This is a genomic window from Streptococcus sp. HMSC061D10 (assembly GCF_001808865.1).
GTDB lineage: Bacteria > Bacillota > Bacilli > Lactobacillales > Streptococcaceae > Streptococcus.
In genome coordinates, this window is the sequence record NZ_KV795027.1 from 104,390 (window position 1) to 117,222 (window position 12,833).

12 protein-coding genes are annotated in these 12,833 nt (G+C 41.4%); 1 reads left to right on the top strand and 11 read right to left on the bottom strand.

What is annotated here, in order from left to right; all coding sequences use genetic code 11:
• Positions 1-115: 115 nt before the first annotated feature.
• From deoD to HMPREF2728_RS09230, 8 genes are all read right to left on the bottom strand, one after another.
• The gene (deoD, locus tag HMPREF2728_RS09195; protein WP_045763751.1) at positions 116-826 is read right to left on the bottom strand and encodes a purine-nucleoside phosphorylase; all 711 of its coding nucleotides are present in this window, start codon (positions 824-826) and stop codon (positions 116-118) included.
• A gap of 543 nt (positions 827-1,369) precedes the next feature.
• Positions 1,370-2,080, bottom strand: coding sequence for a type 1 glutamine amidotransferase (locus tag HMPREF2728_RS09200; protein WP_075227724.1), 711 nt, complete (start codon positions 2,078-2,080; stop codon positions 1,370-1,372).
• A complete protein-coding gene (locus HMPREF2728_RS09205) occupies positions 2,077-3,312 on the bottom strand; it encodes a chloride channel protein (protein WP_075227750.1) in 1,236 nt (411 codons plus the stop codon). Before HMPREF2728_RS09205 ends, HMPREF2728_RS09200 begins: the two co-directional genes overlap by 4 nt.
• Positions 3,313-3,316: 4 nt before the next feature.
• Positions 3,317-4,126: a purine-nucleoside phosphorylase gene (locus HMPREF2728_RS09210; RefSeq protein WP_075227725.1), complete on the bottom strand. Its 810-nt coding sequence runs from the start codon at positions 4,124-4,126 to the stop codon at positions 3,317-3,319.
• A complete protein-coding gene (locus tag HMPREF2728_RS09215) occupies positions 4,126-4,683 on the bottom strand; it encodes a DUF1697 domain-containing protein (protein WP_060955907.1) in 558 nt (185 codons plus the stop codon). Before HMPREF2728_RS09215 ends, HMPREF2728_RS09210 begins: the two co-directional genes overlap by 1 nt.
• Position 4,684: 1 nt before the next feature.
• Positions 4,685-5,896, bottom strand: a complete 1,212-nt coding sequence (locus HMPREF2728_RS09220; RefSeq protein ID WP_075227726.1) for a phosphopentomutase — start codon at positions 5,894-5,896, stop codon at positions 4,685-4,687.
• Positions 5,897-5,908: 12 nt separating this feature from the next.
• Entirely contained in the window at positions 5,909-6,592 is a 684-nt protein-coding gene (rpiA, locus tag HMPREF2728_RS09225; RefSeq protein ID WP_075227727.1) for a ribose-5-phosphate isomerase RpiA, read from the bottom strand.
• 105 nt (positions 6,593-6,697) lie between these two features.
• Positions 6,698-7,627 (bottom strand): peptidase U32 family protein, encoded by a 930-nt coding sequence (locus HMPREF2728_RS09230; protein ID WP_075227728.1) that lies wholly within the window; start codon positions 7,625-7,627, stop codon positions 6,698-6,700.
• Positions 7,628-7,765: 138 nt separating this feature from the next.
• Between HMPREF2728_RS09230 and HMPREF2728_RS09235 the strand changes: the two genes are divergently transcribed.
• Complete coding sequence (locus tag HMPREF2728_RS09235) at positions 7,766-8,041, top strand: DUF3270 family protein (RefSeq protein ID WP_075227729.1); 276 nt, start codon at positions 7,766-7,768, stop codon at positions 8,039-8,041.
• Positions 8,042-8,149: 108 nt separating this feature from the next.
• Here HMPREF2728_RS09235 and HMPREF2728_RS09240 read toward each other — a convergent pair whose 3' ends face one another.
• The 3 genes from HMPREF2728_RS09240 to HMPREF2728_RS09250 all read right to left on the bottom strand — a co-directional run bounded on the left by HMPREF2728_RS09240 (position 8,150) and on the right by HMPREF2728_RS09250 (position 12,810).
• Positions 8,150-9,484: a sensor histidine kinase gene (locus HMPREF2728_RS09240; protein WP_075227730.1), complete on the bottom strand. Its 1,335-nt coding sequence runs from the start codon at positions 9,482-9,484 to the stop codon at positions 8,150-8,152.
• The gene (locus HMPREF2728_RS09245) at positions 9,477-10,148 is read right to left on the bottom strand and encodes a response regulator transcription factor (protein WP_075227731.1); all 672 of its coding nucleotides are present in this window, start codon (positions 10,146-10,148) and stop codon (positions 9,477-9,479) included. Before HMPREF2728_RS09245 ends, HMPREF2728_RS09240 begins: the two co-directional genes overlap by 8 nt.
• A 115-nt stretch (positions 10,149-10,263) precedes the next feature.
• Complete coding sequence (locus HMPREF2728_RS09250) at positions 10,264-12,810, bottom strand: M1 family metallopeptidase (protein ID WP_075227732.1); 2,547 nt, start codon at positions 12,808-12,810, stop codon at positions 10,264-10,266.
• Positions 12,811-12,833 lie beyond the last annotated feature (23 nt).

Consider the following 12,833-nt stretch of genomic DNA (forward strand, 5'->3'; position numbering starts at 1 on the left):
TTTGACACAATTTGACGTTCTTCAAAGTCCTTATTCTCATCTATTTATAGGATTGAAGCAATGAACATGCTTATCATTTTGAGAACAAGAGTAATCTCATAAATGGAATCTGACTTTAGTCTGCAATCAAGGTCTCTAGACCAACCTTCATCATATCTGTGAAAGTATTTTGACGTTCCTCTGCAGTTGTATCCTCATCGGGATTAACTAAACTATCAGAAATCGTCATGATAGCAAGTGCATCCACATGGTGTTGGGCAGCAAGATAGTACAGCGCCGCTGCTTCCATTTCTACAGCCTTGACTCCCCATTTACCAAGTTCGATATTTTTTTCAAAGTAGTTTGAGTAGAAAACATCTGAAGACAAAACATTTCCGACGTGAGTGGTCATGCCAAGGTCTTTGGCAATATGGTAGGCTTTATCTAGCAAATCAAAGCTAGCGATTTGTGGAAAATCATATTGAGGCCAGTCATTGCGGATGATGTTTGAGTTGGTAGCAGCTGCTTGCGCCAAGACCAACTCACGAACGTGAACATCCTCATTCAAAGAACCAGCAGTTCCGACACGGATCAATTTTTTCACACCGTAATCGACAATCAATTCACGCGCATAGATGGAGATTGATGGCATTCCCATCCCTGTTCCCATGACAGATACACGATGGCCCTTGTAAGTCCCAGTGTAACCAAACATGTTACGGACTTCGTTAAAGCAAACAGCATCTTCAAGGAAATTCTCAGCGATAAATTTCGCACGAAGAGGATCCCCAGGAAGAAGAATTTTATCAGCAATTTCACCCTGCTTAGCAGCAATATGGATAGACATAATATAAGATACCAAGGGCGTAAAAGAGGCAAAGTAAAAATAGGAAATCCGACAAAGATGCCTCGCATCTAGGAGGATTTATCTTTTTTACACAGCCTCTAGCCCGGGTTCAGTTTCAAACCCGAACTACCCTTCCTTTCATTTTTTATAAACAAGACAGGCGACAGAGAACAAAGTAAAAATAGGAAACTGGCGACGCATTGTAAATGCTAGACAGTTTATCTTTTTTACACAGTTCTCCGCCCGTATTCAGTTCAGCTAATACGGTTAACCCATCCTTTCTTTTTTAATTGAGTAATTAGAAAAGCTTTCCGCTCGTGTTCAAATCTGAACACACGCTCTACCTTTCTATAAGATACCAAGCCCGTAAAAAGCACAGTGAAAATAGGGGATTGACGCAGCAAGTACTGGACTTGCAAGGCAATCGATCTTTTTCACACAGCTTTTAGGGCGGGTTCAATTGTAAGTTAGTTTTGAAAGTTGAGGCGATTACGGGTTCAATTTCAAACCCGAACTCCCTTTCCTTTTCTTTCATTTTTATATTTATTTTGTTAATGAATCCAAAAAGGCATAGAGTTTTACATTCATTTCTTGATAATCATATGCACGAATAACTCCAGGCTTTTGAACGTAGGTCAATTTTTGACTTTGTTCTTCCAAAACTTCTTCACCGTCCGCAGCAATTAAGAGCTCTACTGCTTCTGGATCAAATTCCAAATGAGCTTGGAAGGCATAGTGTTTAGGACTAAAGCGAATAATTTGACGTGGACAGCCTTGACTGGTCGCAAGGACGATAGCATCCTCTGTTAATCCCGGCATATCTCCATGCCAGTGGCCGGTATTTAAAGTTTGTCCAAAAACTTTGACATGATTGTCTTTTAATCCAGCTTCAGTTAGCGTTATTGGAAAAACACCAATCTCACGCTCTGGACTATGTTCATACTCTGCGCCATAAGCAACCGATAGGAGTTGAGCACCAAGACAGACCCCAACAATATAACGATCAGCCTTCATGGCCTTTTGAATCAGCTCAATCTCTGCCTGAGGATCGTAGTATGGAAAAGCTTCTCGATCTTCATCTGGCGATTGAGGTCCTCCCATTACGATCAAAAAGTCGATCTCATCCACTGTCTCTGGTAAAGCTTCATTCTCATAGACTTTGGTCGTGGTCACTTGATGGCCACGCTCCTGCGCCCATTTTAGATAAGCGCCCGGCACTTCAAAGGTTTCATGCAGTACAAAATGTACCTTCATCGTTTCTTCTCCCATCTCTTTCGAATCACGTAAGACAGACCAGCCGCAAGTACAAGCGGAATTGTCAAACTCCGAGTTTGGCCTGTAAATCCAAGGCTCAGGGCAATGGCTGTCAGAGGAGCTTTTAAGGTCGTCCCTAAAAAGACGGTCGCACCTAGTAACATCCCTAGAGCAGGATCTAGATGAATCCCAACTGCTGTCAAAAGCAAGGTCACTAGGTAGCCAGAGCCAATCCCTAAGGCAAATGATGGTGTCAAAGTTCCCCCATAAGCACCATTGCGCAAGAGGAGATAAACCAGAATCCCCTTCACTGCAAGAGCCAGTGGAAGATAAGGAATCGACTGGCTAGACAAGAGGGCTTGCGCTAGTACCTGGCCATTTCCCATAAAGATAGGGAAAAAGATTGCTAGGCCCCCCAGCACTAGAAAGGCTAGAGGAAGAGCCCAAAGAATCGTCCCATCCTTCCGCCGTTTGTGACTAGCCCGCTTGGCGAGGAAAGCAAAGACCAGAGCCAAGGGAGTAACCAAGAAAGCAATCACAATAGCCTGAAAGAAACTGCTAGCCGACCATGAGACTGCGGACAGGTGATAAATAGCCTCCTGACCAATGATGGACTGAGCGACCCAGGTGGCCAGATAAGTGCTGGTCAAAACCAGTAGAAGGTTCTGCCAACTGTAGGCGAGTCCTAAGGTCTCAAAGACGAACAAGCTACTGGCAAAGGGAACTTGATAGACCGCAGCTAAACCAGCTCCAGCACCACAGGCAATCAAGACTTTTCGCTCTTTGAGGGCTAGAGAAAAACCTTTCACCAAGCGACCAGCTAGAAGAGCCCCGACCTCACGTGGTGCTCCTTCTTTTCCGACCGATGCACCTGCTCCGACAATCGCAACCTGCATCCCTGCATGAAAGAGGTGGACTAAGAGCGCTGGTTCCCTGTCTCCAGCTAAGTCAATTTGCTGGCGAATAGACAGAATCTTATAACGCTTTTGCAAGACATACCAAAAACCAGTTGCCAAGCACCCAGTCACACATAAGACCAAAAATCTACGGAGACCTCCAGCTTCTTGAAATTGCTGGAGTAAATCCGACTCATCTTGGCCAAAAGCCAGCCCTTGCACCCCTTCTAGTAGATAATGACAGGCAATTCCGACCAGACCCGTCCCTATTCCTAATGATAAAGTGGCTAGAAGCACTCTCAGTCCATAGGGCATACTTTGGAGTCGTACTCTCATAGTCTTACAATTCTGCAAGAATAGCTTTCAGCAATCCTTTAAAGTCTCCTTTGACACGTTCGGTAACTTCTACTACTTCTTCGTGGTTAAGTTCCTCTTGGAAACCAGCCGCAAAGTTGGTAATACATGAAATACCAAGAACCTTCAAGCCAGAGTGTACTGCAACGATAACTTCAGGAACGGTTGACATTCCGACAGCATCAGCACCAAGTGTTTTATAAGCACGGATTTCAGCTGGAGTTTCATACGTTGGACCAGTTACACCGATATAAACACCGTCATCAAGTCTAACACCAAGCTTTTCAGCAACTGCATGAGCTGTAGCACGATATTCTGGAGTGTAGGCTTTTGACATGTCTGGGAAACGTGGACCGAAGTCATCCAAGTTTTCACCAATCAATGGGTTTTGACCAGTCATGTTGATGTGGTCAGTGATAGCCATCAAAGTACCAGGACCAAAGCCAATACCTCCAGCAGCGTTGGTTACAATGACACCTTCGCAGCCCAAGACTTTCATAACACGGACAGGGAAAGTCACAACTTCAAGAGGATTTCCTTCGTAGAAGTGGAAACGACCTTGAAGAGCCAAGACTTTACGTCCAGCAAGATCACCATAAACCAATTTACCAGCATGACCGACTACTGTGGATTGACCCCAGTTTGGAATGTCAGAGTAGTCTACAACAACTGGATTGTCGATTTCTTCAGCAAGTTCACCGAGTCCTGATCCAAGGATTAGACCGAACTCAGGTGTTTCAACTCCCTTTTCTTTCAAGAAAGCAGCTGTTTCATTGATTTTATCTAAAAATGACATTAGGTATCTCCTTCTTTATGTTTTAAAAATTGACCGATTTTGTCAAAGGTTTTTGCATTTCGAATCGTAATATTACGATAGAAAGGCATCTTAAGCAGGTACTTGTGATAGGCTGTTTTGCTATAGGTTTCTTCTGAGAATTTGCCCCAGAAGATTCCCAGTTTCCCGAAATGAAGCACTTCATCTACCAGTTCCATACTTTCGACTTTCTCGATGACTTGCTTGATATCCAGTCCCTCAGTATAAAAGAGAACATCCTTTCGAGCCATTTCTTGGAACCACCATTCCGGAAGAGTTCTAAGCTCCTCTTCGTAATCTTCTTGACTTAACAAGGAAAAATGTTGGATAAATGGATAATGCTTGTCAAAGAAAGCCTGTAAGATCTCCACTAGTTGAGTCTTCGAGATACTTGTGTCAAAGAAAATATTGCCACTATTGATGTAGGTTTCAACATTTTCCAATCCCAACTCTGTCAATTCTTGACGAAGCTGGGCCATGACCACCTTATGTTTCCCACCGACATTGATCCCTCTAACCAGTAATGCCAAGCGAGTCATCTTAAACCAATTTATCTAAGAAGCTTTCACCAATCATAGCTTTATCAACGCCAAAGTTATCAGCGATTGTCGCAGAAATATCAGCAAAATGACCGATTGGTAGGTGTCCATTTCCTTTTAATGATGGGCTGTAGACCAAAAGTGGAATGTATTCACGAGTATGGTCTGTACCTGCATAAGTAGGATCATTACCATGGTCAGCAGTAATCAAAAGAAGATCGTCTTCTCTCATTGCTGCAATGATTTCTGGCAAGCGCTCATCAAACTCATGCAAACAATCACGATAGCCGTGTGGATCACGACGGTGTCCATATAAAGCATCAAAGTCTACCAAGTTGGTAAATGAGAATCCTTTTTCAAACTCAGGTAGTCCCATTGTTTTGACCAAGGTATCCATACCGTGGCTATTTGATTTGTTGTGGCCCATATCGTGATTGATACCAGCACCATTAAAGATATCGCTAATCTTACCTACTGAGTAAGTGTCAATACCTGCTTCGTTCAATTTATCCAAAACAGTTGGTGCAAATGGTGATACGGCCAAGTCACGACGGTTTGCAGTACGTGTGAAGTTTCCAGGCTCCCCAACATAAGGACGAGCAATAATACGTCCCAGAAGAGCTGGACGCTCTAAAGTAATAGAGCGAGCGTATTCACAGATACGGTAAAGTTCATCCAAAGGAATGATATCTTCGTGAGCTGCGATTTGAAGAACTGGGTCAGCTGATGTATAGATAATCAACTCGCCAGTTTCCATTTGGCGTGGTCCAAAGTCATCGATGACAGCTGTTCCTGAGTATGGTTTGTTGGCTTCACGAATAACCTTACGTCCTGAAAATTCTTCGATTTTAGTAAGGATTTCCTCTGGGAATCCATTCCAGAAAGTATCGAAAGGTTCAGTGATATTAAGCCCCATGATTTCCCAGTGACCTGTCATAGTGTCTTTCCCTAGTGACACTTCCTCAAGTTTAGTGTAGTAACCGCTAGGATTTTCTTCTGCGGGAACGGTTTTAAGTGCTGTCTCACGTTCAATATTCCCAAGACCAATCTTAGCCATATTAGGTACATTCAAACCAACTGATTTTGAAATATGGCCTAATGTATCAGATGCTCCATCTGGAACCCCTGCATTGACAAAGTTATGAGCATCTGGTGCCGCACCGATTCCTACAGAATCGAGTACCACCAAGTGAATACGTTTAAATTTTGACATCGTTTGCCTCCTTTATTTCCCTTTTGTTGAAGTTAAAACCTGAACGCCAGCTTGTCCTGCAACAATCACTTTATCAACCATTTGATTAAATAAACCGTGCTCAACAACACCAACCTGAAGATCCAATTGACGACCAAAAGCGATCGGATCTTCAATAACACCTAAATCAAGGTCAATGATGAAATTTTTCATATCCGTCACAAAGCGTTGGCCATCTTTTTCACGAAAACTTGGCTTATAACCAGCTTTTTCAAAACGACGGAAAACCTGTTCTGCTCCGTATTGGACAACTTCGACAGGTAGTTTGAAAGCGCCCAGTTTCTCAACCATCTTGCTCTCATCTACCACCCAGATATACTGTTTAGTTGGTGTCGCAACTACTTTTTCCATTAGAAGTGCACCACCGCCTCCTTTGATACCATTAAACTGACGATCCACCTCATCAGCTCCATCAACAGTCACATCAACCTCATCCACCTCATCAATAGACTTAAGTGGTATATTCAAGCCTTGTGCCTGTTTTGTCGTTACGCTCGAGGTCGTTACAGCTGTAATTTGAAGTCCTTCCTCCTTGATTCTACGACCAATCTCCTCTACGAAATAATAGGCAGTCGAGCCTGTTCCAAGTCCTACAACCATTCCATCGGTTACGAACTCAGCAGCCTTGATGCCTGCTATTTTTTTCAGATTTTCCACTTAAACACCTCCAAACAAAAAGCTACTTCTATTATAACATGAATACGCTTTAAATTCATCCTTGCACTAGAAAAACCCGAACATTTTATTTCGGGTTTCTGATTCTTATTTAACCATGTCAGGATCGTAGTCATAAAATCCTGTGTCAAGGAAACGATTTTTGGGATGAAGTTTACGGACTTCCTCATCCAACAAGAAGGCTTGGTCATGCGTAAAGCTTCCCTCTTGAATCAAGCTACGTGCTTGGATGAAGAGCTTTGCAATCTCAACAAAATCTTGACCTGGAGTATAAAGTCCTTCTAGTTTCCAATGAGTGAAACCATGCTCTACCAACTCTGGCAATTTGGTCATCAAATCGAGGTCGTTATTGGCAAAAATGTGAGTTCCATGATTGTCTTCAAAAATTGAGTAGTGACTATCTGGATCACTAGGCTCTGCTAAGAAGAGGTCGCGTTGACGTGTTTTTTCATCATCAATCTGAGTAAAATTATAGTAATTCTGCAGGAGTGGACGCTTAGAGTGGTGGATGACACTAGCACCGTAAACCAAAACTTCAGCAGGAATTTCCAAAATTTCAGGCATTTTAAAGAGTTCAGCTGATGGAATTTCACGAGCCAATACTGCCTCAGAAGCGCCAGCCTTTTGTCCCCAGAAATTAATCTGACGGCTGCTAGTTACCATGGTTGAGGCATCATAGATGGTTTTAAAAGAATAACCATCACGATTGACAACATAAAAGACACCCGCATCTCCAACAGTAATGTAGTCTGTTTTAATTTCTTCCAAGAAATCAAGGAAGGGTTTGATACGATCCATCATATCCTGATGCATAAGAGCATTGACCGCTACGATCAATTTCTTACCTGCATCATGAACCAGACCAGAGATGGTTCTCAGTTCATCATAAGAAAAAGTCTTTGGTAGGCGAAGTCCAAAATCTTTCTCACCGACATAGATGCGGTCAACTCCCGCCTCTAGTAATTCTTTTACTTGTTCAATGCTTTCAGCAGTTGCTGTAATAATAATCTTTTCCATAAGAAAAATTATACCACATTTCTGAAAAATCAGCTATTCCCTAAAATGATAAATTTACTTATTATTTTTGTAACCTTACTGTAATAATTTTTTTCTTGAAAAATGGTAAAATGAAAGAGTACTGTTAAGGAGAGAATCATGCCCGTAAGAAAATATCAACCGTATGAGTTTGAAGAAAAGGAAATTCAAACAACGCCATACCAAGACTATGTTCCAGAAACCACTTCCGTTGCTAGTTTGAAGGAAGTTCTTTTCTTTGTAAACATTGCTTGTTTTTGCGTCTTTTTGGCCTTGTTTAGCTTTATCTTTTTAGCCCTCAAGTTCAATACAGTCTTAGCTTTTAGCCTAGCAATTGCCTTGAGTTTAGCAGCATCAAACGTTCAACGTTCGATGATTAAGAAGAAATTATATTAGATTCAAAAGGTCGGGATTTTTGTCCCGACCTATTTTTCTACAATAGCTAAAGAGCTGCGACTAGAAAAGCGATACTTGGTCTACCGCTTTCTAAGTCACAGCCTTTTCTTATTTATTTTTACGCTTGGATGGTGTTTGAATGGCAATTTTTACTTCAAAAATAGTACCATGAGGTTTGTTATCTTTGACACTGATGGTTCCTTTAAGAGCATCGACAATCTGTTTGGCTAAGGATAAGCCTAACCCAAAACCACCTTTTTGCCGAGTACGAGCCTTATCAACCCTGTAAAAACGATCAAAAATTTTCTTTTTATCTACTGAAGAAATACCGATTCCATCATCAGCCACTGACAAATAGAGGGTACGCTCTGTCGCAGCGATTACAAAATGAATTTCTCCTTCTTCTTCTGTGTACTTGACAGCATTGTCAAACAAGATAGTCATCAGTTGTTTAAGAAGAAGCTTATCTGTTATGATGGTCCGATGGATGCGATTTTCAAAATGAAAAGCACGGTTATTTTCAGACGCAATCATTTCATAGTTGGTAAAAGTTGTGTTAAAGAAGTCTGGCTCTACCTCTCCTAATTCCGGTTTAATGCCGTCATCACGACGAGCTAAATTAAGAAGATTAGTCGTTAAAAAGCGCATATTCCGAACTTCTTCTAGACTGGAAGCAATACTCTCACTTGACTCCATAATAGTTGCCTCAGGTTTTCTGAAAAGAGTTTCTAGACGATTTTGCAGAACAGCTAATGGAGTTCGTAGCTCATGACTGGCATTTTCCACAAAACTCTGTTGCTTTTGCATGCTTTCAAGTAAAGGTTTAACACTGACACGCGCAAGATAAAGGCTGGCAATAATGGATAAAATCCAGAAGCTAGCCATGACTACCACGATTAATTGCTCATGATTTTGACTAATTTGCTCTATCTGACTGGTATTTATCAAAACCGCTGCATACTTAATATTGGTCGAGACAGAATCAATATTTATTTCAGATAGAATCACTCGGTAAATCTCGTCCTGACCATAACTATTCTGAACATGAAGTTGTCGAATATGATTCAAATCCTTTTTATTAAAAGTAATCTTATCAAGACCTAAAAAGCGGTTGCCAATCACTAATTGATTCAAATTTGAATCTAGCAATATCACTTCCGTATTGGAACTAACCGTTGGTTTTTTATCAGAAGCTGGAGCAACATTGGCACTACCTAAATCCTTAACGTCCTCAGTTGCACGATTGACCGCCAATTGAATAACGTCCTGAGGATTTTTGCTCAGTGATAAGAGTTTTTCATCAACCGATGTGTAGAGACTGGAGTGCATAACCTGCAAGATAATCAAGGTCATAGCAGAGAAAATCAGAGTAAATACTCCAAAATTACGGATAAAATAACTAAAATCCTCCGCATACCAATTCTTTTTAATTTTTTTAAACATGTTTTAAAATATACCCAACACTACGCAAGGTCTGGAGGTTTTCAGCAAAGACTGAGCCCTTTAATTTCTTACGAACTTTTGATACATAGACTTCTACCACGGAGATGGTTGTGTCACTGTCAAATCCCCACAAACGGTCAAAAATCTGTGTTTTTGGTAAGATCACATTTTGGTTTTGGAGGAAATAAACCAAGAGATCAAATTCTTTACCTAATAATTCCACAACAGTATCATTAACTCTAACCTCATTGGTAGATAGATTAACTGTCAAATCACCATATAAGAGGGTATTTTCATTGAACTTACCAGAACGTTTGAGCAGCGCTTGGATACGCATCTTGAGCTCTTCTAGATAAAATGGTTTTGTTAGATAATCATCTGCCCCAAGCTCAAATCCATGTCCCTTATCATCAAGACTTTCCTTGGCTGTCATGATCAGAACAGGAGTCGAAATCCCTTTTTCGCGCAATTCTTTTAAAACTTGGAACCCATTTTTCTCAGGTAACATCAAGTCCAATAAAATCAAGTCATAAACACCACTTTCAGCCTCATAAAGACCTTCTTCTCCATCAAAAACCTGCATGACATCTGCAAAATCATCCAAGAAATCAAAGACTGAATTTGACAGGCCTAGGTCATCTTCCACTAATAGAATTTTGATCATCAAAAATTCCTCCTTATTATACCTATTATAGCAAAAATATCTTAAAAAAAACTCAACTTCCCTTGTTTTTCCAAGAGAAAGTTGAGTTTTTGGAATCTATTTAGACTAGAATCTTTTAAGCTTTGCTATATTGAGCTACAACTGCTTCAACTGCTGCTTTTTCACGCTTAATCAATTCAACGCGAGCTGCGATATCCTTAATCCCCATGCGGATATTACGGCTAAGGGCAAGGTCAGAAAGTTGTGGTTCATAAAAGGCTTTGTATTCTGCCAATCGTTGCTCTGTTTTAAAGATATGTGATGGGAAGATGACAAAGCTGTCAAAACTCATATCGCCACCAAGAGCTGCCTTAATCCAATCCCAGTTTTCACGTGCCCACACCCATACAGTTTCTTGAGTTGCTTGGTGTCCGAGGAATTGGAGATACCATGCTGAAAGGTCCTGTGGTTTCACGACAAATTTGTCCTTCCAAGTTGCAAGCAGTGTTTGGATGTTCTCTGCATCTGTCGCATAAGCAAGGGATGCTGCCAATTGGCGTTTAAAGGCGGCATCTGTCGCATGAGTATAAAGATCGAGATAAGTTGCGACCAATTCCTTAGTCTCATGGTGTTTCATTTCATTGATGAGAACTTGTGAACGAATAGCTGCTGGAAGTCCTGAAAGATTATTCTTGTGGGCTGCGAAAATTCGGCTAGCAACCTGACTGGCTTCCTCGTCATTTGAACGAATCATCATAGAAATTGTCAATTGACGAACCAATTCATCCTCATCAGATTCACCCTCTTTAGCTTCAAAACCAAGACGGTCATAGTTGTAACGAGCCAGTTTAGCAATAAGGGCTTTAAAGGCTTTTTCTGCCTCTGTTCCTTCATCAATGAAGCGTTCAAGGGCTGTAATAACTTGAGAAACTGCAGCAACAACTAGGTAAGATTCTTCTTGTGCCAATTGATTCACTACTGGGAGCAAGTCAGCATAAGAAATGTGCCCTGCTTCAGCTAGCAAACGACGTTCTTGGACGATTTGAAGTTTACTAGTGTTATCAAGTTCTACTAATTCAGAAAGAACAGCATCCAGTAAGTCGCCTTGATAATCTGTAATGTAATGTGCTGTATTTTCAGTGTTAAGACGAAGGGCTCCTTTGTTTTCAGCAAGAAGAGCTGCATAACCTGGAATTTCGATGCTCTCAGTTTCGAGAGTATCTGGCAAGCCTTTCCAGTTACTGTTAAGTGGCACTACCCAGAGACGATTCTTGTCTTCATGTTCACCGATGAAGAATTGTTTTTGTGAAATCTTCAAAACATCATTTTCAACTGTGGCAGTAAGGACTGGATAACCAGGTTGCTCCAACCAAGAATCCATGAAGGCTGCTACATCACGACCAGATGCTTGTCCGAGTGCATTCCAAAGGTCACGGCCAATGGTATTTCCGTATTGATGTTTTTCAAAGTAAGCATGCAAACCTTTAGCAAAATCAGCATCTCCTAACCAACGGCGAAGCATGTGCATGAGACGGCTTCCTTTGGCATAAACGATAGCACCATCGAAGAGCGTATTGATTTCATCTGGGTGGCTAACTTCAACGTGGACAGATTGAACACCATCTGTCGCATCACGTTTAAGAGCGGCTGGCACTCCACTTGTTTGGAAATCTTCAAAGATATTCCAACTTGGCTCGATGGCATCCACACAGACGTATTCCATCATGTTCGCGAAGCTTTCGTTGAGCCAGAGGTCATCCCACCACTTCATAGTCACAAGGTTACCAAACCATTGGTGAGCAAGCTCATGGGCAATAACGAGAGCTACTTGTTGACGGCTGGCAAAGGTAGAGTTCTCATCCACAACCAAGTAAACTTCACGGTAAGTTACCAGACCCCAGTTTTCCATAGCACCAGCTGAGAAATCAGGAAGGGCAATGTGAAGAGATTGAGGAATAGGGTACTTGACTCCGTAGTAATCTTCGTAAAACTCGATTGAGCGAACTGCGATGTCTAGTGAGAAGTCAAGGTTTGAAAGTGGATGTGCCTTGGTTGAGTAAACACCTACCAAAGTACCATTTTTTGTTTTAGCAGTTACCCCTTGCAAATCACCAGCAACGAAAGCTAGCAAGTAAGAAGACATACGTGGAGTTGTCTCAAATTTCCAGATACCAGTTTCCTTGCGGTTTTCAACGTCGATTTCTGGCATGTTAGACAAGGCCAATTCACCTTCTGCTTGGTCAAAGCGAAGAGCTAGGTCAAAGGTTGCTTTGGCTTCTGGCTCATCCACACATGGGAAGGCTTCACGAGCAAAGTGACTTTCAAACTGAGTTGACAAAACTTCTTTCTTAACACCATCAACTGTATAGTATGATGGGTAGATTCCTGTCATGTTATCTGTGATTTTACCTGAAAATGCTAGAACCAATTCAACTGAACCAGCTTCTGCAAGTTCGATATGAAGAGCTTCGTTTTCATTATCAACTGTAAATGGACGAGCTTGACCTGCTACTTCAACAGAAGCAATCTCTAGGTCTTTTTGGTGAAGGGAAATACGGTCACTTTTAGCTTGACCAGTAATGGTTACTTTTCCTGAAAACGTCTTGGTCTCACGACTCAAGTCTAAAAACAAATCATAATGTTCAGGAACAAATTTTTCGATATAATGTTCTACTGCTTGCATCATTTTCTCCTATTCTATATTTC